Raw genomic sequence first — 25247 nt, 5'->3', positions numbered from 1 at the left:
GCCACCGGTCGAACGCGGATCAGAATTGATACGAGTGCGGTGCCGCCTCGCGCATGAAGCGCATTGCAGGCTCCCCGGAGGCAGGGCCGAGCAGCGGCACAAGCGTCTATTCTGCCAGATCGCGGGGCCGCCCGCCAACACGGCACGACGGCGGATGCCGCGGGGACCCGCTCGCGGTCAGTCGCGGATCTCGTGGACGATGATGACGTCGCCGTCGCCGTCGTCGAACGGCGGCTTCTGCGGCCCTGGCACCGGTCCCCCGCCCTGCGCGGCGGCCTGCCGCTCGAACTCCGCCATCGTGGCGCGCATCCGCCGGGAGCCGTCGGCGACGAGCTGCGACAGGGCGGCCCAGAACGCGGCGACGGCGCCGATGATCGCGAGGACGCTGAACAGGGTGGCCGTGGCGCCGTAGAACCCGGTGCCGACGATCGCGAGGTGCCACGCGCCGAGGACGCCGACGTCGAGCCAGGAGGCGGCGCGCTGGGACCGTGCGGTCGGGCGGGCGTTCACGAGCAGCGCCACGACCAGCAGCGTCAGGAAGGCCGCTGGCACCGTGATCACGAGCCCGAGCGTGCCCCAGCCACCGGCGCCGAAGAAGGCCCAGCCGACGACGAGCCAGAGCGGCAGCGCGATCACCGCGACGAACTGCCAGCGGTAGAAGAGGCGCCTGAGGAGCATGCCGACAGGCTAACCTCGGGGCGCTGTGAGCGCACCGGGTGTTCACTCAGGGCGGAGCCGGGAGACTGGACGGGCGAGCCGCGCCCGCGGCATCCGCCAGAATGGTCTCGGAGAGGATGATCGTGATCGAACTGAGGACCCCCGCCGAGATCGAGGAGATGCGCCCGGCCGGGCGTTTCGTGGCCAGCGTGCTGCAGGCCACCTCCGCCGCGGCGAAGCCGGGCGTGAACCTGCTGGAGCTCGACGCCCTCGCGCACGAGATGATCCGCAAGGCCGGCGCCGAGAGCTGCTACATCGACTACCACCCCTCCTTCGGCGCGAGCCCGTTCGGCAAGGTCATCTGCACCTCGGTGAACGACGCGGTGCTGCACGGCCTCCCCCACGACTACGTGCTGCGCGACGGCGACCTGCTGAGCCTCGACTTCGCCGCCTCCGTCAACGGCTGGGTCTCCGACTCCGCGATCTCCGTCGTCGTCGGCACGCCCCGAGAGGCGGACCTCCGCCTCATCTCGACCACCGAGGAGGCGCTCGCCGCCGGCATCGACGCCGCGCGCGTCGGCAACCGGATCGGCGACATCTCCCGGGCGATCGGCGACGTCGCGAAGGCCTCCGGCTACCTCGTGAACACCGACTTCGGCGGCCACGGCGTCGGCCGCACCATGCACGGCGACCCGCACGTGCCGAACTCCGGCCGCCCCGGCCGCGGCATGCCGTTGAAAGCGGGCCTCGTGCTCGCGATCGAGCCGTGGTGGCTCGAGACGACCGACCGCATCTTCACCGACCCCGACGGCTGGACGCTCCGCAGCGCCGACGGCTCGCGCGGCGCGCACTCGGAGCACACGATCGCCATCACCGACGGCGACCCCATCGTGCTCACCGCCCGCGGCTGACGCGGGCGGCGCGCCCTACTCGGGCGGCAGCAGGTCGGGACGGACCGCGCGGGTGCGCTCGAGCTGCTGCTCGTGGCGCCACTCGGCGACGCGGCCGTGATTTCCGGAGAGCAGCACGGGCGGCACCTCGAGGCCCCGCCACTGCTGCGGCTTCGTATAGCTCGGGTACTCGAGCAGGCCGTCCTCGTGGGACTCCTCGACGAGCGACTCCGGGTTGCCGACGACGCCCGGCACGAGCCGGCCGGCGGCTTCGATCATCGCCATGACGGCGACTTCGCCGCCGTTCAGCACGTAGTCGCCGAGCGACACGAGCCGCACCCGCATGCGGGTGCTGTAGTGGTCGACGACGCGCTGGTCGATGCCCTCGTAGCGGCCGCAGGCGAAGACGAGGTGCGACTCCGCGGCGAGCTCGCGGGCGAGCTGCTGCGTGAACGGCTCGCCGGCGGGCGACGGCACGACGAGCAGGGCGTCGGACGGGCCCTCGCCGACGATCGCGTCGAGGGCTTCGCCCCACGGCTCCGGCTTCATGACCATGCCGGCGCCGCCGCCGTAGGGCGTGTCGTCGACGGTGCGGTGCCGGTCGTGGGTGAAGTCGCGCAGATCGTGCGCGACGACCTCGATGAGGCCGGACTGCCTGGCCTTGCCGAGCAACGACAGGTCGAGCACGTCGAAGAAGCTCGGGAAGATCGTGACGATGTCGATCCGGATGGCCCCGTCTCCTTCGCTAGTCCGCGTCGTCGCCGGCGGCGGATGCCTCGGCGTCGCCCTGCGCCGCCTCGTCCGGCAGCTCCTCGAAGAGTCCGGCCGGCGGCGTCACGGTGAGGGTGCCCGCCTCGAGGTCGACCTCGGGGACGATCGCGGCGACGAACGGCACCATGACCTCGCCCGACGCGGTCTTGACGATGAGCAGGTCCTGCGCCGGCAGGTGGTCCACGTGCGCGACCTCGCCGACGCGGACGCCGTCGCGCAGGACGGCGAGCCCGACGAGCTGGTGGTCGTACCAGGCGTCCGGCTCGGCGTCGGCGGACTCGGCGGCCTCGTCGACGTCGACCCAGAGGATCGCCTTGACGAGGGTCTCGGCCGCGGTGCGGTCGTCGACGCCGTCGAAGAAGCCGACCGGCTGCTGGTTGTACCAGCGGAGCTCCCGGAAGACCAGGTGCTTGCCGTGCCACGGGGACTCGGCAGGCACCTGGAGGGAGAACTCGGCTCCCGGCACGAACCGCCGTTCGGGGTCGTCCGTGTAGAGCTCGAGCTTGATGGCGCCCTTCAGCCCGTGGGCCTTGGTGAGGCGCCCGACCCGCAACTGCTGGGGGCGCTTGTCGCGCGCCACGTCAGGCGTCGGTGTCGACGACGTCGACGCGGACTCGGCGACCGTCCGCGAGGGCGGTCACCACGGTGCGGAGCGCTTTGGCGGTGCGGCCGGCGCGTCCGATGACGCGGCCGAGGTCCTCGGGGTTCACATGAACCTCGAGGACCTCGCCACGTGCGCTCGACGCGGAGACGACCTTCACCTCGTCGGGGTGTTCGACGATGCCCTTGACGAGGTGCTCGAGCGCGGACCTGAGCAAGACGTTACGCCTCGTCGGTCGCGGTCTCGTCGGCGGGGGCCTCGGCCTCGGCGGCCGCGGGGGCCTCCTCGACCTTGGCCGGCTTCTCCGCCTTGGGCTTCAGCACCGGCTTCTTCTTGTCGTCGGCCACGAAGGCCTCCTTCGCCGCGGCGACCTTCACGGTCGAGACGGCGTCCTTGTCGCCCTTGAAGCGACCCCAGTCGCCGGTGAGCTTGAGGATGGCCCGGACCTGCTCGGTCGGCTGCGCGCCGACGGAGAGCCAGTACTGGGCGCGCTCCGAGTCGACCTCGATGAACGAGGGCTCCTCGGTGGGGTGGTACTTGCCGATCTCCTCGATCACACGACCGTCGCGCTTGGTGCGCGAGTCGGCGACGACGATGCGGTAGTACGGGGCACGGATCTTGCCGAGCCGCTTGAGACGGATCTTGACAGCCACGATTCTCCTGGAAGATGTAACGAGAGTTGAACCGATCGCCTGGAGCGTGGGGTGCACACCCGGCGGAAGCTCGAAATGGGCGGACCACGGCCTGATAGAGGGTCGGGCGGCGGTCCAACCGCCTATTCTGCCAGATCCGGACGGCCGCCGCGAACCAGGGCGGCTCCGTGTCGTCCGCGGGCGTGCTCGGGCCCGACGCGCCGCCCGTCATCGAGCGTCGTACGGGTGATGCCGGGCACCCGCCGTGTCATGATGGGCCGCACGGCATCCGTCCCGAGAAAGGCCGCCCATGCCCATCGAGTTCGCCGACTCCCCCCGCTCGACCGTCGGCCTCGAGTGGGAGATCGCCATCGTCGATCGAGAGACGGGCGAGCTCGCCTCGGTGGCCGACCGGGCCCTGCAACTGCTCGATTCGATCAGCCCCGGCGGCCAGCACCCCTTCATCACCTCGGAGCTCCTGACGAACACGGTCGAGCTCGTGAGCAGCGTGCACGCCACCGTGCCCGCCGCCGTCGCCGACCTGGAGGGCCAGCTGGCCGAGGTGCGGGCCGTCGTCGAGGAGCTCGGCGACTACGAGCTGATCTGCAGCGGCTCCCACCCCTTCAGCCAGTGGTACGACCAGCAGCTGACCGACAAGCCGCGCTACCACAAGCTCATCGAGCGAACCCGCTGGTGGGGCCGCAACATGATGATCTGGGGCGTGCACGTGCACGTCGGCATCGAGGACCGCGACAAGGCGCTGCCGATTCTCGACGGCCTGCTCACCTTCCTCCCGCACCTGCAGGCGCTCAGCGCGTCGAGCCCGTTCTGGGCCGGCGTCGACACGGGCTACGCCTCGAACCGAGCGCTGATGTTCCAGCAGTTGCCGACCGCGGGGCTCCCCTACCCGCTGACCGACTGGGCCGCCTACGAGCGCTACGTCGAGGACCTCCGTCGCACGGGCGTCATCGAGGACCACAGCGAGGTGCGCTGGGACATCCGTCCATCCCCGCGCTGGGGCACGGTCGAGGTGCGGGTCTGCGACGGCGTCTCGACCGCCAGGGAGCTCGGTGCCATCGGGGCGCTCGTGCAGTGCCTCGTCGAGTGGATGAGCACGCGCCTCGACCACGACGAGCCGTTGACGGTCCTCCAGCCCTGGTACACGCGCGAGAACAAGTGGCGCGCCGCCCGCTACGGCCTGCAGGCCGTGGTCATCACGGATGCCTCCGGCACGGAGCGCCCCGTCGCCGAGGACCTGCTCGAACTGGTCGAGCGCCTCGCCCCCGTCGCGGAGCGGCTCGGCTGCAGCGCCGAACTCGCCGAGGTGGCGCGCATGGTCGCCGAGGGTGCGAGCGCCCAGCGCCAGCTGCACGTCGCCGAGGCCAACGACGGCGACCTCAAGGCCGTCGTCGCGCACCTCGCCCACGAGCTGCGCTCGGGGATGGACGCGTCCGCGCGCTGAATCGGCGCTCAGCGGCCGCCGAGCAGCTTCTGGAAGTTCGCGAGGTCGTCGGCCGAGGGCGTCGGCGCCGCGGCACCGCCGAGCCCGAAGCCCGCGCCCTTCGACTCCTCGGCGCTCCCGGCGACGGGACGCCCCTCGGCGATGGCCTGGTTCTCGGCCGCCCGCTTGGCGGGGTTGCCCGAGCGCGAGCCGGCCGACTTCTTCTTGTTCTTGGCCGCCTGCCGCTTGCCGCCGCCGTAGCCGCCCGCGCCCGGGATCGGCCCCATGCCGGGGATCTGCGGAACGCCGCCGCGCGCGACCGTCTTCATCATCTTCGCGGCCTGCTCGAAGCGCTGCACGAGCTGGTTCACGTCGGTCACGGTCATGCCGGCGCCCTTCGCGATGCGGAGGCGACGCGAGCCGTTCAGGAGCTTGGTGTTCTGACGCTCGGCCGGAGTCATCGACTGGATGATCGCCTCGGTGCGCACGATCTCGCGCTCGTCGAAGTTCTCGAGCTGCTGCTTCATGCCGCCGGCGCCCGGCAGCATGCCGAGCATCTTCTTGATCGAGCCGGCGCCGCGGAGCTGCTGCATCTGCTTCAGGAAGTCCTCGAGCGTGAACTGCTCGCTCGCGAGCTTCTCGGCGACCTTCATCGCCTCTTCTTCGTCGAAGGCCTGCTGCGCCTGCTCGATGAGCGTGAGGATGTCGCCGAGGTCGAGGATGCGGCTCGCCATGCGGTCCGGGTGGAACGGCTCGAAATCGTCGAGCCCCTCACCGGTCGAGGCGAAGATGATCGGCCGGCCGGTCACCGAGGCGACCGAGAGCGCGGCGCCGCCGCGCGCGTCGCCGTCGAGCTTGGAGAGCACGACGCCGGTGAAGTCGACGCCGTCCTGGAACGCCTTCGCGGTGGCGACCGCGTCCTGACCGATCATCGCGTCGATGACGAACAGCACCTCGTCGGGGTTCGTCGCCTTGCGGATGTTCGAGGCCTGCTTCATGAGCTCGGCGTCGACGCCGAGCCGGCCGGCGGTGTCGATGATGACCACGTCGTGCTGCGCGCGGGCGGCGTGCGCGACGCCGTCCTTCGCGACCTTGACCGGGTCGCCGACGCCGTTGCCGGGCTCGGGCGCGTAGACGGGGACGCCGGCCTGGCCGCCGACGACCTGGAGCTGGTTCACGGCGTTCGGGCGCTGGAGGTCGCTCGCGACGAGGATCGGCGTGTGCCCCTCCTTCACGAGGTGCTTCGCCAGCTTGCCCGCGAGCGTGGTCTTGCCCGCGCCCTGGAGGCCGGCGAGCATGATGACCGTCGGCGGGTTCTTCGCGAACTGGAGGCGTCGCTGCTGCCCGCCGAGGATGCCGACGAGCTCCTCGTTGACGATCTGGACGACCTGCTGCGCGGGGTTCAGCGCCTTGTTGACCTCGTCGCCGAGCGCCCGCTCGCGCACGCGAGCGGTGAACTGCTTGACGACGTCGAGCGAGACGTCGGCGTCGAGCAGCGCCCGCCGGATCTCCCGAACGGTGCCGTCGACGTCGGAGGCCGACAGCTTGCCCTTCGTGCGGAGGTGCTTGAAGGTGTCGGCGAGGCGGTCAGACAGGGTTCCGAAGGTAGCCATAACAGGCCGATTCTATCGGGATGCCCTGGGGCCCGTGGGCCAGCGGCGCGGTGCGGCCGGCTCAGCCCTCGAAACGGACGTCGACGATCTCGCGAGCGACGTCGATGACGGCGACGAGCCGCTCGTCGGTTTCGTCGGGCGCGAGGCCGTACTCGAACTCTGCGAAGGGTTCGCCGTCGCCGTCGGCCTCCGGGCGGAGGTCGACCCGGACGAGGCTCAGCGAGCGCAGCGCGTCGACCTGGCGGTCGCCGGACTCGCGCCCGATCGCGGCCTCGATGTCCTCCGCCTGCTCGAGATCGGCGTCGAGCAGGGTGTCGAGGAACCGGACCACCGGCGAGGAGCCCGAGTCGAGCTGGCCGACGAAGGCGCCGCGGAGCTCGTCGTCGACGAGCTCGAGCTCGCCGACGAGGGTGGCCGCCGCGTCGAGGGCCGCGGTCGAGGCGGACTCGCCCTCGGCATCCAGGACGACCTCGACCCGCTGGTCCGCGTACTCGACGTCTTCCGACCAGTAGTCCCCGACGACGCCGAAGTAGTCGTGCTCGGTGGCCATGTCGCGTCCCTCTTCTCTGCTGCGCTTATCCGACGAGCTTCTGCGCGAAGACGTGCGGGGTGAATCCGGTCAGATCGGCGATTCCCTCGCCCTGACCGATGAGCTTGATCGGCAGGCCGGTCTTCTCCTGCACCGCGAGCACGAAGCCGCCCTTGGCGCTGCCGTCGAGCTTCGTCAGGACGAGCCCCGTGACCCCGCCGTGCTCGATGAACGCCTCGGCCTGTGCGAGCCCGTTCTGCCCGGTCGTGGCGTCGAGCACCAGCAGCACCTCGCTGATCGGCGCCTGCTTCTCGACGACGCGCCGGATCTTGCCGAGCTCGTCCATGAGCCCGCCCTTCGTGTGCAGCCGGCCCGCGGTGTCGATGACGACGATCTCGGTGCCGTCGCGCTTGGCCTGCTCGACGGTCTGGAACGCGACGGATGCCGGGTCCTGCCCCTCGCGCTCCGGACGGACGATGCCGACGCCTGCGCGCTCGGCCCAGGTCGCGAGCTGATCGACGGCCGCGGCGCGGAAGGTGTCGGCGGCGCCGACCACGACGCTGCGGTCGTAGCTGCGGAGGAAGCGGGCGAACTTGCCGATGGTGGTGGTCTTGCCGACGCCGTTGACGCCGACGACGAGGACGACCGCCGGACGCTCGGTGAGCCGGAGCGTCGGGTCGTACTTCGCGAGGCGCTCCTCGACGACCTCGCGCAGCATCCGCTGCACGTCGCGAGGATCGGTCGTGCGGTACCGCTCGACCTGCGCCTTGATCTGCTCGACGATCTCCTCGGTCACGCCCGGGCCGAAGTCCGCGGTGATGAGCGCCGCCTCGAGGTCGTCCCAGGTGTCGTCGTCGATCGTCTTCGCACCGAAGATGCCTCGGAGCGCCGAACCGAGCGACCAGGATGCGCGTTCTGCCATGCTTCGAGCTTATTCGTTCAGCGACGCCCGCCGGCGCACGCGCGGCGTCCGCTCAGGGCACCACCGCGATGGCGGAGAGCTCGTTGAGCTCGTCGAGGACCGCCTCGGGGTCCTGCCCGGTGCAGTCGATCGTGAGGGTGAAGCCGAGGCCGGGCTGCACGAGCGCGCGGCCCGCGACGACCCATTGGACCGTGCCGTCGTCGCCGACGACGTAGCGGGTGTCGACGTCGTCGTTGCCCGGCACGCCGAGCGCGAAGCCGCCGTCCACGGCGACCTCGCCCACCTCGGCGGCGGTGGCGCCGAACACGACGGCGAGCATCTCGTCGGTGGCGATCCGGTCGTCGCCCGAACTGGTGTCGACGTCGCCGATGAAGCCCTGCCAGTACGCGGCGGTGCACGCCCCGTCGGCCGAGGTGTAGCCCCAGTTGCCGTTCCCGTCGTCCGGGCTGGTGAGCGTCCAGCCGTCGTCGAACATGAGCCCGTCGGCCCACTCGGCGGTCGAGGCGGAAGTGAGCAGCGCGCCATCCTCGAAGGAGAGCTCGCCGAGGTCGGCGCTGTCGGTCTCGACGATCGGATCGTCGGTCTCACTCGTGCCGCCGCCGTCGATGCGCTGGGCGTTCGTCACGTCGATCGGGAAGCAGCCGCTGAGCGCGAGCGGCGCCGCGACGGCGGCGACGATCGCGAGGGCGCGGAGCGCGGAACGAGGTGCGGTGCTGACGGTGCTCATGCGGCCAGCCTAGCCATCCGTCGGGATGCGGCAATGGGGAGCGCTCCCCGCCGCGGCCCGCCGCTCAGCTCGCCGCGCGCTCCTCGCGGACGCGCTGCCCGACGACGGCGGAGACGCCGTCCTGGCGCATCGAGACGCCGTAGAGGGCGTCGGCGATCTCCATCGTGCGCTTCTGGTGCGTGATGACGATGAGCTGGGACGCCTCGCGGAGCGACTCGAAGGTGGTCAGCAGTCGGCCGAGGTTCGCGTCGTCGAGGGCCGCCTCGACCTCGTCCATGATGTAGAACGGGCTGGGGCGCGCTTTGAAGATCGCCATCAGGAGCGCGACCGCGGCGAGCGAGCGCTCACCGCCGGACAGCAGCGAGAGGCGCTCGATCTTCTTGCCGGCCGGCTTCACGCTGACCTCGATGCCGGTGCTCAGCAGGTCGTCGGGGTTCGTCAGGAAGATGCTGCCGGTGCCGCCGGGGAAGAGCACCGGGAAGACCTCGGCGAACGCGTCCCTGGTGTCCTCGAAGGCGGCCCGGAAGATCGCCTCCATCTTGCCGTCGATCTCCTCGATGATCGTCAGCAGGTCCTTCCGGGTGTTCGCGAGGTCGGTGAGCTGCTCGGTGAGGAACTGGTGGCGCTGCTCGAGCGCCGCGAACTCCTCGAGCGCGAGCGGGTTCACCCGGCCGAGCTGGGCGAGCTTCCGCTCCGCCTGCGCGAGCCGCCGCTGCTGGACGTCGCGGGAGTACGGCGTCGCCTCGCCGTCCTCGGTGTCCGGGGGCACCTCCTGCTCGGGGCCGTACTCGGCGACGAGGACCTCCTCGGTGAGGCCGAGCTCGGACTCGGCGCGCTCGGCGAGCGAGGCCGCGTGCAGCTTCTTCTCGTAGATCCGCAGCTCGAGGCCGTGCACGTCCTCGGTGACCGACTGCAGGCGCTCGCGCACCTGAGCCTCCTCGCGGCGCACGGCCTGCAGCTGCTCGTTACGGCTGGCCCGCTCGGCCTCGGCCCGGCCGAGCGCGACGCGCGCCTCGGCCACGGAGGCGTCGACGGAGGCGAGCGCCGCGGGCAGCGCCTCGGCGACGCGGCTCGCCGCCTCGAGCTGGGCACGACGGATGACGGCGCGGCGAGCGGCCTCGACCGCCTGCTGCTGCTCGGTGTCGAACTGCCGCTCGAGCTGGGCGATGCGCGCCTCCTCGGAGCGCACCCGTTCGCGGATCGTCTCGACCGCGAGCTTGGCTTCGACCTCTCGTTCGCGTGCCGCGTCGAGCGCCGCGACGGCGCCGTCGCGCATCGAGGCGTCGAGCACGGGCCGGGGCACCGCGCGGGCGGCCTCGTGCGCGGCCTTGCCCGCCTCGGCGGCGGCCTCCGCCTCGCCGACGCGGCCCTCGGCGCTCGCGGCGGCCTGCCGCAGCCGCTCGAGCTCGGCGTCGGCCGCCTCGAGCTGCACCCGGGCCCGGTTCAGCCGTTCCGTGCGCTGGGCGAGCTGGGCGTCGAACTCGCGGAGGGCGGTGAGCGCCTGCTTGGAGACCTGCTTCGCCTGCTCGTGCGTCGTGCGCTCCTCGGCCAGGGCGGTACGGCTGCGCTCGAGCGCGCCGCGCAGCTCGTCGAGGGCGTTCTGCGCCTCGTCGCGCTCCGCGACGAGCTCGATGCGGCTCTGCTTCCGTCCGGAGCCGCCGCGCAGCACGAAGCGACCGACGACGGTTCCGTCGCGAGTGATCACCGTCACCGGGCGATCGAGCTTCGCGAGAGCGGGCTCCGCGGCGCGGACCGCGTCGAGGTCGTCGGCCACGAGCACCTCCGCGAGCAGCGCGCGCACGCCCGACGGCGCGGTGACGACCTCGGCGGCCGGCGTGAGCCCTGGTACGTCCGGTATCGCGCTGGCAGTCTGGACGCCGCCCGCGTCGGCGAGGGTGATCGAGACGCGGCCGAGATCGCCGTCCGCCGCCGCGGCGACGGCCCGGAACCCGGCATCCCGGTCGTCCACCAGCACCGAGTCGGCGAGCGAGCCGAGCGCCGCGGCGATCGCGGCCTCGAAACCGGAGCGCACCTGCATGCCCTCGGCGAGCAGGCCCCGCACGCCGGGCACGCCGGCGGCCACCAGGGCGGCCGAACCGTCTCGCTGGTCGAGGGCGAGGGAGAGCGCCTGGGTGCGCGCCTGCAGGGCGCCCTGCTCGCGCTCGAGCCCGTGCAGCTCCTCGCGGAGGCGCTCGATCTCGGCCTCGGACTCGAACACGGCCGCCTGGGCGAGCTCGTACGCCTCGTCGAGGTCGGTCTCGCCGGCGTCGTCGCTCTCGGCCTGCTGCTCGGCCTCGGCGAGCGCGGCGGCGGCCGCGGCGCGTCGGGCGTCGGCCGCTTCGAGGGCATTGGCGTGCCTGAGGACCTCGCCGCGGGCGGAGGCGAGCTTCGACGCGGCCGAATCGGCCTGGCCGGCGAGCTTGGAGAGCTCGAGATCGTAGGCGGAGACCAGCGCGCTCTGCTTCGCGATCTCGGCGTCGACCTCGTCGAGCGCGGCGCGGGCGACCCCCGTGGCCTCGTGCGCGAGGTCGAGTTCGGCGGCGGTGGCGCCGATGCCGTCGCGGAGCGCCTCGAGGGCGTCGGTCGCCTGCACGATGTCCTGCCGGCTGACCGTCGGCACCGCGTCCTGCGTCTCGCCCTGGCCCCCGAGCAGGGCGATGCGCTGTCTGGCGAGGGTGTCGACGGCGCGCAGCGCGCTCTGCGCCTGCTCGAGCTCGAAGCCGAGCGAGCGCGCCCGGTCGACCTCGTCGCCCTCGAAGGTCTGCTCGAGCGCGGTGACGCGGGCCTGGTGCTGCTCCAGCTTCTCCTGCAGGACGAGCCGCTCGGCGTGCCGCTCGTGCTCGCTGCGGCCGTGCTCCTCGAGCGCCCGGCGCAGGCCGGTGAGTTCGTCGGCGAGCAGGCGCGCCTTCGCGTCGCGGACGACGGCGGCGATGCCGGCGGCTTCGCGCGCGACCTCGGCCTGGCGGCCGAGCGGCTTCAGTTGCCGGCGGATCTCGCCCGCGAGGTCGGAGAGCCTCGTGAGGTTCGTCTGCATCGCCTCGAGCTTGCGGAGGGTCTTCTCCTTGCGACGGCGGTGCTTCAGAATGCCCGCCGCCTCCTCGATGAAGCCGCGGCGGTCCTCCGGGCTGGCGTGCAGCACCGAGTCGAGTCGCCCCTGGCCGACGATGACGTGCATCTCCCGACCGAGCCCGGAGTCGCTCAGCAGCTCCTGCACGTCGAGGAGCCGGCACTGCTCGCCGTTGATGGCGTACTCCGACTGCCCGCTGCGGAACAGGGTGCGCGAGATCGTGACCTCGCTGTACTCGATCGGCAGAGCGCCGTCGGCGTTGTCGATCGTGAGGCTCACCTCGGCGCGGCCGAGCGGGCCGCGGGTCGAGGTGCCCGCGAAGATGACGTCCTCCATCTTGCCGCCGCGGAGGGTCTTGGCCCCCTGCTCCCCCATCACCCAGGCGAGCGCGTCGACGACGTTGGACTTGCCCGAGCCGTTCGGCCCGACGATGCAGGTCACCCCGGGCTCGAACGCGAAGCTCGTGGGCTGGGCGAAGGACTTGAAGCCTTTGAGCGTGAGGCTCTTGAGGTACACGTCCCACCTTCCTGCTCCGGGCGCTGCGGACTACCGTAGCCGAGTTCTCCCCCGCGGGCGCGGTGGAGCGCCGCAGCACGCCGGACGGGCGGGGGCAGCGTCGTGGCCGGCCCCGTACGCTGAAGCCATGGAGATCCGTCAGATCCCGGTCCCCGAGCGCCTCGGCGTTCCCGCCGCCCGAGATTTCGAGCGGGCGGCGCTGCTGCTCGCGTCGGTCGAGCACGAGACCTGGGGCGACGACGACTTCGCGCTCAGCGCGGCGGAGCTGCTCGCCGCTGCCCGCGGCACCCACCTGCGGCGGGTGGCGTTCGGCGCGTGGGAGGGCGACGAGCTGCTCGGCCGCTCATCCGCCGTCTGGGACGAGGATCCGGAGGCCGAGTCCGCCGAGGTCCACGTCGTCGTCGCCGCCGGGCAGCGCCGTCGCGGCATCGGTCGCGCCCTCCTCGCCGTCGCGGAGCGCGCCGCCCTCGACGCCGGCAAGCGCGCACTCGACTCATTCTCCGATCACCCCGAGGCGAGCCTCGGCGAACGGGGCACCGGGCTCCCGGCGCCCGCCGAGACGGCCGGCGACGCCGAGATCCCCGCGGACTCCCCCGCGGCCGGGTTCGCCGCGGCCACCGGCTACGAGCTCGGCCAGATCGAGCGGGTGAGTCTGCTGGACACCCGCGGTCGCGCCGACGGGCTCCGGGCGCAGCTCGTCGAAGCCGAGGCATCCGCCACCGCGGCCGGCTATCGGGTCATCGGCTGGCGGGATGCCGCGCCGGACGCCCTCGTCGACGCGTACGCCGCGGCGCGGGAGCATATGAGCCGCGACATCCCGGCCGGGGCGCTGCAGATCGACGCCGAGCGCTGGGACCGCGCCCGCGTGCGCGCCTGGGAGGCGGAGCTCCTCACCGGCGGCACGACCCTGCTGAGCTGCGCGGTGGTCGACGCCGGCGGCGACGTCGCCGGCTACACCGTGCTGGAGCTGCCGCCCGGCCGCCCCGTCGCCTACCAGGACGACACGATCGTGCTCCGCGCGCACCGGGGCCACCGGCTCGGTCTGCTGCTGAAGCTCGCGAACCTCGTCGCGCTGCACGAGGCGGCGCCCGAACGCACCCGGGTGCACACCTGGAACGCCGACGAGAACGCGCACATGCTGCGCATCAACCTCGGGCTCGGCTTTCGCCGCTCAGGGCTCTCGGCCGTCTGGGAGCGGCGGGTGCCCGCGGCCGTGCCGCTCAGCTGACCCGACTCATCCGGCCCGTTCGACGGCGGCCCGGAGCCGGGCGGCGCCAGAGCTCCGGCCGGTCGACTCGCGAGGCATCAGTCGCGTCGGGAGCAGGACCGGGTCCGACGGGACGGGTTTGCCGGCGAGGATAGCGATGAGCGTGTTCGTGGCCGTCGTGCCCTGATCGCGCAGCGGAGACGCGATGGAGGTGAGCGGTGGCGTCGTGAGCGTGCCGAGCTGGGAGTTGTCGAAGCCGACGACGCTGACGTCGCGGGGCACCTCGAGCCCGAGCGCCCGCAGCCTGACGATGAAGCCGATGGCCATCACGTCGTTGAACGCGATGACGCCGGTGGTCGGATTCGCGGCCCAGTGCGCGGCTGCGCGGAAACCGCCCTCGACGGTGGGCGACGCGGCGCGGATCCGGCACGTGCGCATGCCGAGGTCGGCCGCCGACTGCTGCACGCCCCGCCATCTGACGCCGTCGGTCCAGGATGCGGCGGGTCCGGCGAGGTACGTGACGTCGGTGTGGCCCAGCCCGTGCAAGTGCTCCGCCGCGCGCCGTGCGCCCTCCGCGCCATCCGTCAGCACGCAGGGCAGGTCGCCGACGATCCGGTTGAGCACGACGACCGGGCGCTGCTTGGCGAGCATGCGGATGCCGGCGGCGGGCAGCCGCGGACTCGTGAGGACGACTCCGTCCACCGCGGCGAGATACCGTTCGAACGCGCGCTCGCGCACCACGCTCTCGCGGGAGTCGAAGACCATCAGGGTGTAGCCCGCCGCCTCGGCCGCGAGGTCCGCGCCGCGGACGAGGTCGGTGAACACCGGGTTCTTGATGTCGCTCACGACCATCGCGAGCAGCTGCGATTGCTGGAGCGCCGCCGGAAGGGTGCGGCTGCGCTGGTACCCGAGGCGCTGCGCGACCTCTCGGACCTTCGAGGCGGTCGCCACGCTCACCCGCCCGGGTCGGGCCAGGGCGCGTGAGACCGTCGACGGTGCGACCCCGGCCGCCCTGGCGACGTCGTAGATCGTGACCGGGCGCTCCTCTGCCTGTTCGCGGTGCGGCATACGGGCATGGTACTGGCGCTCGCGCAGTGCGGAACGCCCCGGAACCACGGGCGCCGCACCCGTTCGAGGGGCATCCGGGACGCGCGGTTGGCAAAGCATGGCAACCTGTTGCCAACGCCCGAGCGGCTCCCAGAGGATGGTCCGCATGCAGCCCACACGACGAACGCACCCGGCAGGGCGGCACCCCGAGCGACTGCTCCCCTCGGAGCCTCAGCGCCGTCGCATCGCCCGCGAGCTCTACGAGCAGGTCGCCGATCTCCCCATCGTGTCGCCGCACGGCCACGTGCCCGCCGCGCTGCTCGCGGAGAACCGGCCGTTCGAGAATCCGACCGAGCTCTTCATCACCCCGGACCACTACGTCACGCGCCTCCTGCACGCGCACGGCGTGCCGCTCGCCGAGCTCGGCGTCGGCGCCGAGCCGCTCTCCGAGGAGCAGGCCCGGAGATCGTGGCGCATCCTCTGCGAACACTGGGCGCGGTTCGCCGGAACGCCGATGAAGTACTGGCTCGAGGATGTGCTCGTCGGCGTGTTCGAGGTCGACGAGCTACCGGACGCCTCGAACGCAAACGCCCTCTTCGACCACCTCGGCGAGCGCCTTCGCGACCCGGCGTACCTCCCGCGCGCCCTCGTGGAGTCGTTCAACATCGAGACGCTCGCCACGACGGACGACCCGCTCTCGACGCTCGAGCACCACGCCGCGCTCCGCGACGACCCCGCCTTCGCCACCGACGTGATCCCCACGCTGCGGATCGAGGCGGCCATCGACCCCGGCCATCCGAGCTGGCACCGGAACGTGACCGCGCTCCTCGCCGGAGCCGGGGGCGACGATGACGTCGAGTCCTACCTTGCCGCCATCGCCGAACGCCGCCGCGTGTTCGCGCGGCACGGCGCGGTGTCGATCGACTGCGCGCTCGAGGACGCCCGCACGGCGGTCCTCCCCCGCGCACGGCTCGCGGAGCTGTACCTGCGGGCGCGGCGAGGCGAGGCGACGCCCCAGGAGACGGCGACGTTCCGCGCGGGCATGGTCTCGGAGCTCGCCCGGCAGTCCCACGACGACGGACTCGTCATCACCCTGCACGTCGGATCGCTGCGCGACTACGACGCCGGGCTGCACCGGCAGTACGGGCCGGATCGGGGCTGCGACATCCCGCTCACGACGCGGTTCGCCGAGGGGCTGCGCCCCCTCCTCAACGAGTTCGGTCACGACCCGGCGTTCCATCTCGTGCTCTTCACGCTCGACGAGACCTCCTGGGCGCGGGAGATCGCACCGCTCGCGGGCTTCTACCCGAGCGTCTACGCGGGCGCGCCGTGGTGGTTCCTCGACGAACCGGAGGCCATCCTCCGCTATCGCTCCGCCGTGACCGGTTCCATCGGCTTCGGCAAGCAGTCGGGCTTCATCGACGACACCCGAGCGCTGTGCTCCATCCCCGCGCGCCACGACATGGCGCGACGCCTCGACAGCGCCTTCCTCTCGAAGCTCGTGAGCGAGCACCGGCTCTCGATCGACGAGGCCGGCTCGATCATCAGGCAGCTCAGCTACGAGCTGCCGCGCGCCACGTTCCGACTCGGCCACTTCGGCCACTGAGCCGTACGTCCGCGCACTCGTCCCCCATCCCCCGACCCGGCTCCACTCCACTCAATTCCCCCGACCCAGCTCCACTCCCCCGCTCGACACCGAACCTGACCAATGGAGGTCACGAAATGAAACGGTCCATGGCACGCGGAGCCGCCACCGCAGCGGCGCTCTCCCTCCTCCTTGCGGGATGCAGCGCATCGCCGTCGTCGGACGGATCCTCGGGATCCGCCTCCGACGAGCTCACCTATTGGTCGATGCTGACGGTCGACGAGCCCGAGGTTCCGATCCTCACCGCGGTCTTCGATGAGTTCGAGGCCGAGACGGGCATCAAGGTCAACGTCCAGTGGCAGGGGCGCGATGTCCTGCAGAAGGTCATGGCCGGGATGACGACCGGCAATGTGCCGGACCTCACCGACCAGGACAACAACCGCCTGCAGGGTCTGCTCGCGAACAACGGCGCCGCCCGGGACCTCTCCGGACTGTACGAGCGGACGGTGCAGGGCGAGGACGTCACGATCGGCGAACTCGTCGGTGACAAGTATGACCCGCTCACGAAGGGCGAGGACGGCGCGTACTTCATGCTGCCGTTCACCCTCCAGCCCTACGTCTGGTGGTACAACGGCGCCAACGTCCCGAGCCTCACCGAAGGCGCGCCGAGCGACTGGGCCGGCATGAACGCCCTGCTCGCCGAGCTGAAGGCGGAGGGCCGCGCGCCGCTCGCGCTCGACGCGGACCACACCGACTACGACCGCGCGATGGTCGCGACCGCCATCGTCCGCGCGGTCGGGCCCGGCAAGCTGCTCGAGGCCGTCGAGGACCCCACCGGCGAGGCCTGGGACACCCCGGAGATGCGCGAGGCCGTCGATCTCTTCGTCGACTGGGCCGAGCAGGGCTTCTACGCCAAGGGCTACGACAGCAGCAAGTGGCCGGCCATCCAGACGGAGTGGGCGCAGAACAAGGCCGACCTGCTCTTCCTCGGCGGCTGGACGCCGAACGAGACCCGCGGCTACGCCGCCGACGACATGGCGTACCGTGCGTTCAACTTCCCCGCCGTCGAGGAGGGCGGCGACACCGCGGTCCCAGTGGCCCTGAACGGCTTCGCGATCCCGACGAAGGCGAAGAACCCCGAGGCCGCGGAGCAGTTCCTGGCGTTCCTGTACGCGAAGGACCCCATGTCCCGTCTCACGACCGAGACGCTGAGCCTCACGGTCCGCTCCGACATCGAGGTGCCGGCCGACCTCCAGGACATCCGCGACATCGTCGACCAGAACGCGATCTACGGCGTGAACGACCAGGTCCCCGCCGTGGTCCCGAACTTCGACACGACGGTCTTCCAGCCCGCGACCCAGGCGCTCGTGACCGGCCGGCTCACCACCGACGAGTTCATCGAGCGGATGAAGACCGAGCAGAAGCAGTACTGGGAACTCAACGGGTGACCGTCCCCCGAGCCGCAGGAGCAGACGAGTGAGCGTGTTGGAGTCAGAGCGCGTCGGGACCGACGCCGACGCACCGGGGCGAACCGCCCGGACGGCGGCGACGCCGCGGCAGCGCTCGCAGCGGAACTGGTTCATCCTGTTCGTTCTCCCCGCGGTGCTGCTGTACGCACTCGTCCTGATCGGCCCGACGGTGTTCTCGATCGGGGTCAGCCTGTTCCAGTGGAACGGGCTGACCCCGCCCGAGTGGCGGGGGCTCCGCAACTACGAGATCCTCTTCCGGGATCCGGTGTTCCTCCGCTCGTTGGTCAACACCCTGGTGATCCTCTTCGTCGGCGGCGCCGTCATCTTCGTGGTCGGCTTCTTCTTCGCGGCGTTCATCCGGACCATGCGGGGGCGGAACTTCATCCGCTCTGCGCTGTTCTTCCCGTTCATCGCGTCGCCCATCGCCCTGTCGATCGTGTGGGGCGTGCTGTTCCAGTACCGCGGCATCGTGAACACCCTGCTCGGCGAGCTCGGCATCGAGCCGCTCGAGTGGCTGTCGAGCGAGAACATCTTCAAGATGGCCGTCACCGGGACCATCTGGGTCAGCGCCGGGCTCTACCTCACCATCCTGCTCGCCGGCATCGACCAGATCCCGCCGATGTACTACGAGGTCGCCGAACTCGAGGGCGCGAGCGCCTTCCAGCGGTTCCGGTACGTCACCCTCCCGCTGTCCTGGGACGTCGCCTCCGTCGCCGCGATCCTCTGGACGATCGAGGCGCTGAAGCTCTTCGACTTCCTGTTCGCCTTCGGCGGGGCCACGACGACGATGCCGCCGGTGGAGATCTGGAACTCCTCGCTCTTCGTCTACGGCCAGACCTTCGGCGACCAGGTGCCCGCGTACCGCTTCGGGTACGCCTCGGCATCCGCCGTGCTCATGCTGCTGCTGTTCGGCGTCATCGTCGTGCTGCTCCGGCGGATCCTCCGCAGGGAGCCGATCGAACTATGACCCCCACCGCATTCCCGCACCCGGCCCGCGCCGGACGCCCCGTCGAGAGAGGTGCACGATGAGCACGCAGAACACCGCCGGCGCGCCTCGGCGAGCGATCCGGCGCTCCACTCCCGGCCGACTCTTCGGCTGGCTGCCCCGGACGGTCATCTGGCTCTTCGTCGGGTTCAACCTCGTGGTCCTCGCGATCACCCTGTTGTCATCGGTGAAGACCACGAAGGACATCTTCGCGGCCCCGCTGGGCCTCCCGACCACGTGGGAGTGGGGCAACTGGAGCACGGCCTGGTCCAACAGCGGGTTCGCCGTCGGAGCGCTCAACTCCCTGATCGTCGTCGGCTCGGCATCGATCGCGGTCGTGGTGATCGCCGCGCCGGCCGCCTACGCGCTCTCCAGAATGCGCGTGCGCTGGGCCAAGCAGCTCTCGACCGCGTTCGTGCTCGGCATCGGCATCCCTCCGCACATCATCATCATCCCGCTGTTCATCGAGTTCTCGCAGCTCGGCCTCATCAACAGCAAGCTGGGGCTCATCATCGTGTACACGGGCGTCTCCTTGCCGTTCGCGGTCTTCCTGCTCACCGGGTTCATGGCCGCGGTGCCGAAGGAGATCGAGGAGGCGGCCTCCCTCGACGGGGCAGGCCCGATCGCGACGCTCGTCCGCATCTTCCTGCCGACCGTGCGCAACGGCCTGCTGACCGTGTTCATCATCACGGCGGTGAGCCTCTGGAACGAGGTGCTCATCGCCCTCACCTTCGTGCAGTCGAACGACAACTTCACCCTCGGGCTCTCGCTCATGTCCCTGCTCTCGGCGATCCAGTACAGCGGTGCGGACTACGGACTGCTGTTCGCCGGCGTCGGCATCATGCTCGTGCCGATGCTGCTGCTGTTCATCCTGCTGCGGCGATTCGTCATCGAGGGCATGACCCTCGGCGTCGGCAAGTAGCCCGCCCACCGCGCCATCGACGACGCACCCCATCTCGAAAGGACCTGCACGTGACCACCCCAGCCGTCCCGCTCGGACACCGCAATCTCAGCCCGAACGCCTGGCTCCTCGACCGGGCCAGGAAGCACACCCCCCGGTTCCACTTCGACCCGGAGAACACCGATGTCGAGGCCTGGCGGGAGGAGACGCTCGCCGCGGTCCTCGCGACGCTCGGCCAGGAGCCGCCGGCCTGCGAGCCGAACCCGGTGCTGCTCGGCGAGATCGAACTCGACGGCTTCATCCAGCAGCGCTGGATGATGGACGTCGAGGACGGACTGTCGACGATCGTGGCGGTGAACCGGCCGAGCGGCGGCACCGAGGAATCGACGTGGGCCCCGATCCTCTGCTGGCACGGCCACGACATGGGCGGCAAGGAGCCCATCATGGGCAATCGCTCGACCGCGCTGCTCCGTTCCTACGCGGACGACGACGGCTACAACTACGGCGCGGTGATGGCGCGCCACGGCTTCGTCACCATCGGCGTGGACTGGATGGGGCACGGCGACTTCGACGAACAGCGGAAGTGGCGCATCAGTTCGCCCCAGAAAGGCGTCGAGATGGACTGGTGCGACACGTACTACCTCAACGCGACCATCCTCGGCATGACACCGCTCGGGATCAACATCGCCCACGGGAAGCGCGTCCTCGACTTCGTCACCACGCTCCCCTACGTGCAGGACGGGCCGATCGGGGTGATGGGCGTGTCCGGCGGCGGCACGATGTCGCTGTGGTCGGCGCTCGCCGACCCGCGTATCGCGGCGACCGAGATCATCTGCTATTCGGACACCTTCCCCGACTTCGGCGTCCGCGACAGCAACTACTGCGGCATGCAGATCACACCCGGCCTGTTCTCGCTCGTCGACGTCTCCGATCTGCAGGGGCTGCTCTTCCCCCGCGCGCTGATGGTCGACCTCGGCTTCTTCGACGACTGCTTCATGCTCGAGTCGGCCGGCCCCTGCGCCGACCGCGTCGAGGAGATCTACCGGCGCGCCGGTGCGTCGCACCGGTTCCGCCGACAGCTGTTCGCGGCCGGGCACAGCTGGTGCGACGAACAGTCAGCCGACTTCTTCGGGGAGCACCTCCGATGAGCGGCCCGGAGCACTGCGAACTGACGATCGAGACCGTCGCGGGCGAGCGTCTGCTCGCCGTGGCGGGCGGCTCGGACCGGGAGCACGCCCGGTTCGAGCGAATGGCACCGGGCCCTCGCGCCGGCGTGGCGTACGGACCGCTGTCGGCGCGCAACGCCGCGGCGGCACGGATCGTCCGCCCGAACCTCGCACCCCGACCGATCGGGCTGTCGACCTCGGCCGGCACCGGGGACCGGCTCGGCCTCGCCACCCCGGGTCAGGCCGCCGCATTCCGTGACTTCGCGCCGAGCCTGCGGGCGATCTTCGCACAGCAGTCCATCCGCGAGATGGACCGCCTGGGCCGGAGCCCGCAACAGGTACTGGACGACGCGACGTTCGGCTGCATCGAGGCCGGATGGACTGCACCGGTCGGCGCGGATGCCGATCACCTGAAGACCACGGACGACATCGACCGCTGCCTCGCCGCGGGCTTCAGCCTCTTCACGATCGACGTGGGCGACTTCGTCGAGGTGTGCGACGAGGTGCCGTCCGATGCCGAGCTGGCCCGGCTGCCCTGGGCCGAGCTCGAGGACGACCTCGCCTCGGCCCGGCGCCGCTACGCCGCGCTCCGCCTCGAGCTCGACTCGGGCGTGCAGACCGTCGGCGAGACCGAGCTCGCGCATGCGATGGGCAAGTACGGACGAGCCGTCGCCATGGGAGCGCGACTCGCCCGTCACCTGATGGACCGCGCGAGCTCTCCCGTCGAGATCGAGATCGCCGTCGACGAGACCGACGAGCCGACGACCCCGGAGGAGCACGTCTACATCGCGACAGAGCTCGCGCGCCTCGGCATCCGCTGGGTGAGCTTCGCCCCTCGCCATCTCGGCTCCTTCGAGAAGGGCGTCGAGTTCGCCGGCGACCGCGCGGCGCTGTACGACTCGATCTCCCGGCACGCCGCGATCGCGCGGGCGCTCGGGCCCTACAAGATCGGCATGCACTCGGGCTCCGACAAGTTCAGCATCTACGACGGCGTGATGGAGCACACCCGCGGGCTCGTGCACCTGAAGACCTCGGGCACCAGCTATCTCGTGGCGCTCGGCGTCCTCGCGACGCAACGTCCCGAGCTCTTCCGGCGGGCCTATGCGGCGAGCCTCGCCGCGTATCGCGCCGCCCGCGCGAGTTACCAGGTCTCCGCGGAGGCCGGGACGGTGCCGGCGCCGGAGGAGCTCGCCGACGCGGAGCTGCCGCGCCTGCTGCTCGCCCCGGCGACGCGGCAGATCCTGCACGTCGGCTACGGCGCGGTGCTCCGGACGGCGGACGGAGACGGCGCATCGTTCCTCGGCACGGAGCTCGTCGCCGCCCTCACTGACCACCGCGACGACTACCGGGACGATCTCCGTGCGCACTTCGGCCGTCACCTCGCCCCGTTCTCGGCTGTGAAGGTCCGCTCGTGACGCTGGCACCGTCGGTCGCCGGCCTGTTCGACCTGGAGCGCAGCACCGCTCTGGTCGTCGGCGGCACCGGCGTCCTCGGCGGCCGGTTCTGCGAGGCGCTCGCCGCCGCCGGCGCTGACGTCGCGGTCGCCGGTCGCTCCCGCGAGCGCGGCGAGCAGGTGGTGCGCCGCGTGTTGGACGCGGGCGGTGCGGCGCGGTTCGTCGAACTGGATGCCACGGACCGGGCGTCCGTCGAACGCGCGGCTGCGGACTGCGGGGAGCGGGGAGGGATCGACATCCTCGTCAACGCCCCCGGCGTCAACAGCGCGACGCCGTTCGAGGAGATCACCGACGCGGAGTGGAACCTGCTGCTCGACACGAACCTCGGATCGATGTTCCGGACGATCCAGGCGTTCCGGCCTCAGCTGGCGGCCGCCGGTGGCGGCAGCGTCATCAACATCTCCTCGGCCTCCTCAGGCCCCCCGCTGTCGCGGGTGCTGGCCTACGGGGTCGCGAAAGCGGGCGTCAACAGCCTCACCCAGTACCTCGCCCGGGAGCTCGCATCGGACGGGATCCGCGTCAACGCGATCGTGCCCGGGTTCTTCCCCGCGGAGCAGAATCGTGCGCTGCTCAGCGAGCAGCGGGTCTCCGACATCGTCCGGCACACCCCCTTGGGCCGCCTCGGCGAGCAGCACGAGCTCGACGGGGCACTGCTCTGGCTCGCCTCCGGCCGAGCCTCCGGTTTCGTCACCGGAGCGCTCATCCGCGTCGACGGCGGATTCTCCGCCATGACCATCTGACCCAGTCCGGCGCAGCCGGACCTGACCCGGCCCCAGCCGTCCGACGCACGCCCATCCGCCGCTCCTGCACCGCTGAAAGGACCCGCCATGAAGATCGATCGCGCCGAGGTGATCGTCACCAGCCCGAACCGGAACTTCGTCACGCTGAAGCTCACCACCGACGACGGCGTGACCGGCCTCGGCGACGCGACCGTCAACGGACGGGAGCTGGCCGTGGTCTCCTATCTCACCGATCACGTCGTCCCTCTGCTGCTCGGACTCGATGCGCATCGCATCGAGGACACGTGGCAGTTCCTCTACCGGAGCGCGTACTGGCGGCGGGGGCCGATCACGATGGCGGCGATCGCGGCGGTCGACATGGCCCTCTGGGACCTCAAGGGCAAGGCCGCCGGCCTGCCGGTCTACCAGCTCCTCGGCGGCGCGTCGCGCACCGGGATGATGGCCTACGGGCACGCGTCCGGGAAGGAGCTGCCGGAGCTGTTCGACTCGATCCGGGAGCACCGGGAGCTCGGCTACCGCTCGATCCGCGTCCAACCCGGTGTCCCGGGGCTGAAGGCGATCTACGGCGTCGCCTCCAACACGGGGCTCGCCGGCAACAAGGGCGTCAGGTACGACCACGAGCCGGCGCAGCGCGGTGCGCTGCCCATGCTGGAGGACTGGGACACCCGCGCGTACCTCCGGCACGTGCCGACGGTCTTCGAGGCGGTCCGCGCGGAGTTCGGGCCCGAGCTGCCGCTGCTGCACGACGGGCACCACCGGATGACGCCGCTGCAGGCCGCCGCCTTCGGGAAGTCGCTGGAGCCGTACGACCTCTTCTGGCTGGAGGACTGCACCCCCGCGGAGAACCAGGAGGCCCTCCGCCTCGTCCGGCAGCACACCACGACGCCGCTCGCGATCGGCGAGGTGTTCAATACGATCTGGGACTTCCAGTCGCTGATCAGGGAGCAGCTGATCGACTACGTACGAGCGGCCTCGACGCACTTCGGCGGCATCAGCCCGCTGAAGAAGGTCATGGACTACGCCGCCCAGTACCAGATCAAGTCCGGCTGCCACGGCCCGACCGACATCTCGCCGGTCGGCTTCGCCGCGCAGCTGCACGTCGGCCTCGCGATCCACAACTTCGGCATCCAGGAGTACATGCAGCATGGGGCGCGCACCAACGCCACTTTCCAGCAGTCGATGACCTTCGTCGACGGCTTCCTGCACCCGGGCGACCGCCCGGGCCTCGGCGTGGAGCTCGACGTCGACGAGGCCGGCAAGTACCCGTACGTCACCGCGTACCTGCCGTACAACCGGCTGGCTGACGGCACGGTGCACGACTGGTGAGGCTGCGGAGCGCCTCCGGATGCCGAACGGGTCAGCCCGCGCGGCGGGTCCGCAACCGCTGACAGCGCGGGCAGCGGTGCGAGGAGCGGTTCATGAAGGGCTCGCGCACCATGAGCGTGCCGCAGCGCGGGCAGGCCTTGCCCTCGCGCCCGTACGCGTTCAGCGAGTGCGCGAAGTAGCCCGAGGCGCCGTTCACGTTCACGTACTGGGCGTCGAAGCTCGTGCCGCCCTCGGCGAGGGCCTTCTGCAGCACCCCGCGCACCGCCTCGAGGAGCTCGCGGGCCCGGCGCGCGCTCACGCTCGACGCCGGCTGCTCGCCGTGCAGGCGCACCGCCCAGAGCGACTCGTCGGCGTAGATGTTGCCGATGCCGCTCACCAGGGTCTGGTCGAGCAGCACGCGCTTGACCGCGGAGTGCCGCTTCGCGAACGCCGCGAGGAACGCCCGCTCGTCGAAGGCCGGATCGAGGGGGTCGCGCGCGATGTGGGCGACCTGGCCGGGCACGAAGCCGGCCCACTCCCCCGTGACCTCGGCCGAGAAGCCGGCGGGGCGGCCGTCGGGCGTCGGCGCCATGCGGTCGATCGCCATCGAGCCGAAGATGCGCTGATCGACGAAGTCGACGCGGAGCTCGCCGTGCGCCTCGTGCTCGAGGTGGATGCGGATGCGGGCGTGCGCGTCGCCGCCCGGATGGTCGGGGGTGCGCAGCAGCACCTGGCCGCTCATGCCGAGGTGCGCGACGAGCGCGCGCGGGGCGGCGGGAGCGTCTGATGGCTGAGTCGGTCCGGCCGATTCCGCGGGCAGGATCGGCAGCCAGAGGAACTTGCCGCGCCGCACCGCGGCGGCGAAGCGGGCGCCGACGAGGCCGCGCTCGAAGTCGCCGCTCGTCGGGTCGTGGCGCTTCAGCGAACGCTGGTCGAGCACCTCGACCCCGGTGACGAGGGCGCCGGTGACGGCGGGAGCGAGGCCGGCGCGGACGACCTCGACCTCGGGGAGCTCGGGCACC

General features: G+C 71.4%; 23 protein-coding genes. 11 read left to right on the top strand and 12 right to left on the bottom strand.

The window, feature by feature from the left end; translation table 11 throughout:
* Window positions 1–177: 177 nt before the first annotated feature.
* Window positions 178–678 carry a hypothetical protein gene (locus MTP13_RS12815; RefSeq protein ID WP_243568127.1) on the bottom strand — a complete coding sequence of 167 codons (501 nt, stop codon included), beginning with the start codon at window positions 676–678 and terminating at the stop codon, window positions 178–180.
* A 122-nt stretch (window positions 679–800) separates the two neighbouring features.
* Here MTP13_RS12815 and map point away from each other — a divergent pair, with 122 nt between their 5' ends.
* Window positions 801–1568, top strand: a complete 768-nt coding sequence (gene map / locus MTP13_RS12810; protein ID WP_243568126.1) for a type I methionyl aminopeptidase — start codon at window positions 801–803, stop codon at window positions 1566–1568.
* 15 nt (window positions 1569–1583) lie between these two features.
* On the opposite strand, the gene trmD is transcribed toward map, so the two are convergent.
* The 4 genes from trmD to rpsP are packed head-to-tail and all read right to left on the bottom strand — an operon-like array spanning window position 1584 to window position 3572.
* The gene (gene trmD / locus MTP13_RS12805; RefSeq protein WP_243570828.1) at window positions 1584–2276 is read right to left on the bottom strand and encodes a tRNA (guanosine(37)-N1)-methyltransferase TrmD; all 693 of its coding nucleotides are present in this window, start codon (window positions 2274–2276) and stop codon (window positions 1584–1586) included.
* 16 nt (window positions 2277–2292) lie between these two features.
* Entirely contained in the window at window positions 2293–2898 is a 606-nt protein-coding gene (gene rimM, locus MTP13_RS12800; protein ID WP_243568125.1) for a ribosome maturation factor RimM, read from the bottom strand.
* A gap of 1 nt (window position 2899) precedes the next feature.
* On the bottom strand, window positions 2900–3136 hold the full coding sequence (locus tag MTP13_RS12795) for an RNA-binding protein (RefSeq protein ID WP_189084786.1): 237 nt from the start codon (window positions 3134–3136) through the stop codon (window positions 2900–2902).
* 4 nt (window positions 3137–3140) lie between these two features.
* Entirely contained in the window at window positions 3141–3572 is a 432-nt protein-coding gene (gene rpsP, locus MTP13_RS12790; RefSeq protein ID WP_189084785.1) for a 30S ribosomal protein S16, read from the bottom strand.
* A 289-nt stretch (window positions 3573–3861) separates the two neighbouring features.
* Between rpsP and MTP13_RS12785 the strand changes: the two genes are divergently transcribed.
* Window positions 3862–5013: a glutamate--cysteine ligase gene (locus MTP13_RS12785; protein ID WP_243568124.1), complete on the top strand. Its 1152-nt coding sequence runs from the start codon at window positions 3862–3864 to the stop codon at window positions 5011–5013.
* Window positions 5014–5021: 8 nt separating this feature from the next.
* Here MTP13_RS12785 and ffh read toward each other — a convergent pair whose 3' ends face one another.
* The 5 genes from ffh to smc all read right to left on the bottom strand — a co-directional run bounded on the left by ffh (window position 5022) and on the right by smc (window position 12366).
* Window positions 5022–6605 carry a signal recognition particle protein gene (gene ffh, locus MTP13_RS12780; RefSeq protein WP_243568123.1) on the bottom strand — a complete coding sequence of 528 codons (1584 nt, stop codon included), beginning with the start codon at window positions 6603–6605 and terminating at the stop codon, window positions 5022–5024.
* A 61-nt stretch (window positions 6606–6666) separates the two neighbouring features.
* The gene (locus MTP13_RS12775) at window positions 6667–7155 is read right to left on the bottom strand and encodes a DUF2004 domain-containing protein (protein WP_243568122.1); all 489 of its coding nucleotides are present in this window, start codon (window positions 7153–7155) and stop codon (window positions 6667–6669) included.
* 25 nt (window positions 7156–7180) lie between these two features.
* Window positions 7181–8056, bottom strand: coding sequence for a signal recognition particle-docking protein FtsY (ftsY, locus tag MTP13_RS12770; RefSeq protein WP_243568121.1), 876 nt, complete (start codon window positions 8054–8056; stop codon window positions 7181–7183).
* 52 nt (window positions 8057–8108) lie between these two features.
* Entirely contained in the window at window positions 8109–8783 is a 675-nt protein-coding gene (locus MTP13_RS12765; RefSeq protein ID WP_243568120.1) for a hypothetical protein, read from the bottom strand.
* 64 nt (window positions 8784–8847) lie between these two features.
* Entirely contained in the window at window positions 8848–12366 is a 3519-nt protein-coding gene (smc, locus tag MTP13_RS12760; RefSeq protein WP_243568119.1) for a chromosome segregation protein SMC, read from the bottom strand.
* Window positions 12367–12493: 127 nt separating this feature from the next.
* On the opposite strand from smc, the gene MTP13_RS12755 reads away from it, so the two are divergent.
* Window positions 12494–13594 carry a GNAT family N-acetyltransferase gene (locus MTP13_RS12755; RefSeq protein ID WP_243568118.1) on the top strand — a complete coding sequence of 367 codons (1101 nt, stop codon included), beginning with the start codon at window positions 12494–12496 and terminating at the stop codon, window positions 13592–13594.
* A gap of 6 nt (window positions 13595–13600) precedes the next feature.
* Here the strand turns inward: MTP13_RS12755 and MTP13_RS12750 are convergent, their stop codons facing one another.
* Window positions 13601–14641, bottom strand: coding sequence for a LacI family DNA-binding transcriptional regulator (locus MTP13_RS12750; protein ID WP_243568117.1), 1041 nt, complete (start codon window positions 14639–14641; stop codon window positions 13601–13603).
* 145 nt (window positions 14642–14786) lie between these two features.
* On the opposite strand from MTP13_RS12750, the gene uxaC reads away from it, so the two are divergent.
* From uxaC to manD, 8 genes are all read left to right on the top strand, one after another.
* Window positions 14787–16226: a glucuronate isomerase gene (gene uxaC / locus MTP13_RS12745; RefSeq protein ID WP_243568116.1), complete on the top strand. Its 1440-nt coding sequence runs from the start codon at window positions 14787–14789 to the stop codon at window positions 16224–16226.
* Between the two features lie 128 nt (window positions 16227–16354).
* The gene (locus MTP13_RS12740) at window positions 16355–17653 is read left to right on the top strand and encodes an ABC transporter substrate-binding protein (RefSeq protein ID WP_243568115.1); all 1299 of its coding nucleotides are present in this window, start codon (window positions 16355–16357) and stop codon (window positions 17651–17653) included.
* A gap of 28 nt (window positions 17654–17681) precedes the next feature.
* Window positions 17682–18641, top strand: a complete 960-nt coding sequence (locus MTP13_RS12735; protein WP_243568114.1) for a carbohydrate ABC transporter permease — start codon at window positions 17682–17684, stop codon at window positions 18639–18641.
* 58 nt (window positions 18642–18699) lie between these two features.
* Entirely contained in the window at window positions 18700–19581 is an 882-nt protein-coding gene (locus MTP13_RS12730; RefSeq protein WP_243568113.1) for a carbohydrate ABC transporter permease, read from the top strand.
* Window positions 19582–19631: 50 nt separating this feature from the next.
* Window positions 19632–20708, top strand: coding sequence for an alpha/beta hydrolase family protein (locus MTP13_RS12725; RefSeq protein ID WP_243568112.1), 1077 nt, complete (start codon window positions 19632–19634; stop codon window positions 20706–20708).
* Window positions 20705–22141 carry a tagaturonate epimerase family protein gene (locus tag MTP13_RS12720; RefSeq protein ID WP_243568111.1) on the top strand — a complete coding sequence of 479 codons (1437 nt, stop codon included), beginning with the start codon at window positions 20705–20707 and terminating at the stop codon, window positions 22139–22141. Before MTP13_RS12725 ends, MTP13_RS12720 begins: the two co-directional genes overlap by 4 nt.
* Complete coding sequence (locus MTP13_RS12715; RefSeq protein WP_243568110.1) at window positions 22138–22920, top strand: SDR family oxidoreductase; 783 nt, start codon at window positions 22138–22140, stop codon at window positions 22918–22920. Before MTP13_RS12720 ends, MTP13_RS12715 begins: the two co-directional genes overlap by 4 nt.
* Before the next feature lie 87 nt (window positions 22921–23007).
* Window positions 23008–24246 carry a D-mannonate dehydratase ManD gene (gene manD, locus MTP13_RS12710; protein WP_243568109.1) on the top strand — a complete coding sequence of 413 codons (1239 nt, stop codon included), beginning with the start codon at window positions 23008–23010 and terminating at the stop codon, window positions 24244–24246.
* A 31-nt stretch (window positions 24247–24277) separates the two neighbouring features.
* On the opposite strand, the gene mutM is transcribed toward manD, so the two are convergent.
* On the bottom strand, window positions 24278–25246 hold the full coding sequence (gene mutM, locus MTP13_RS12705; RefSeq protein WP_243568108.1) for a bifunctional DNA-formamidopyrimidine glycosylase/DNA-(apurinic or apyrimidinic site) lyase: 969 nt from the start codon (window positions 25244–25246) through the stop codon (window positions 24278–24280).
* Window position 25247: the final 1 nt, after the last annotated feature.

This window comes from Agromyces soli (assembly GCF_022811605.1).
Taxonomy (GTDB): Bacteria; Actinomycetota; Actinomycetes; order Actinomycetales; family Microbacteriaceae; genus Agromyces; species Agromyces soli.
Note: the sequence above shows the minus strand (reverse complement) of the source record. Positions and strands in the feature narration are given on the sequence as shown.

Excerpts from the sequence above, each read along its gene's own strand:
- MTP13_RS12815 (WP_243568127.1), bottom strand. The coding sequence starts at position 678 with ATGCTCCTCAGGCGCCTCTTCTACCGCTGGCAGTTCGTCGCGGTGATC.
- MTP13_RS12785 (WP_243568124.1), top strand. The coding sequence starts at position 3,862 with ATGCCCATCGAGTTCGCCGACTCCCCCCGCTCGACCGTCGGCCTCGAG.
- ffh (WP_243568123.1), bottom strand. The coding sequence starts at position 6,605 with ATGGCTACCTTCGGAACCCTGTCTGACCGCCTCGCCGACACCTTCAAG.
- MTP13_RS12775 (WP_243568122.1), bottom strand. The coding sequence starts at position 7,155 with ATGGCCACCGAGCACGACTACTTCGGCGTCGTCGGGGACTACTGGTCG.
- ftsY (WP_243568121.1), bottom strand. The coding sequence starts at position 8,056 with ATGGCAGAACGCGCATCCTGGTCGCTCGGTTCGGCGCTCCGAGGCATC.
- MTP13_RS12765 (WP_243568120.1), bottom strand. The coding sequence starts at position 8,783 with ATGAGCACCGTCAGCACCGCACCTCGTTCCGCGCTCCGCGCCCTCGCG.
- MTP13_RS12755 (WP_243568118.1), top strand. The coding sequence starts at position 12,494 with ATGGAGATCCGTCAGATCCCGGTCCCCGAGCGCCTCGGCGTTCCCGCC.
- MTP13_RS12750 (WP_243568117.1), bottom strand. The coding sequence starts at position 14,641 with ATGCCGCACCGCGAACAGGCAGAGGAGCGCCCGGTCACGATCTACGAC.
- uxaC (WP_243568116.1), top strand. The coding sequence starts at position 14,787 with ATGCAGCCCACACGACGAACGCACCCGGCAGGGCGGCACCCCGAGCGA.
- MTP13_RS12740 (WP_243568115.1), top strand. The coding sequence starts at position 16,355 with ATGGCACGCGGAGCCGCCACCGCAGCGGCGCTCTCCCTCCTCCTTGCG.
- MTP13_RS12730 (WP_243568113.1), top strand. The coding sequence starts at position 18,700 with ATGAGCACGCAGAACACCGCCGGCGCGCCTCGGCGAGCGATCCGGCGC.
- MTP13_RS12720 (WP_243568111.1), top strand. The coding sequence starts at position 20,705 with ATGAGCGGCCCGGAGCACTGCGAACTGACGATCGAGACCGTCGCGGGC.
- manD (WP_243568109.1), top strand. The coding sequence starts at position 23,008 with ATGAAGATCGATCGCGCCGAGGTGATCGTCACCAGCCCGAACCGGAAC.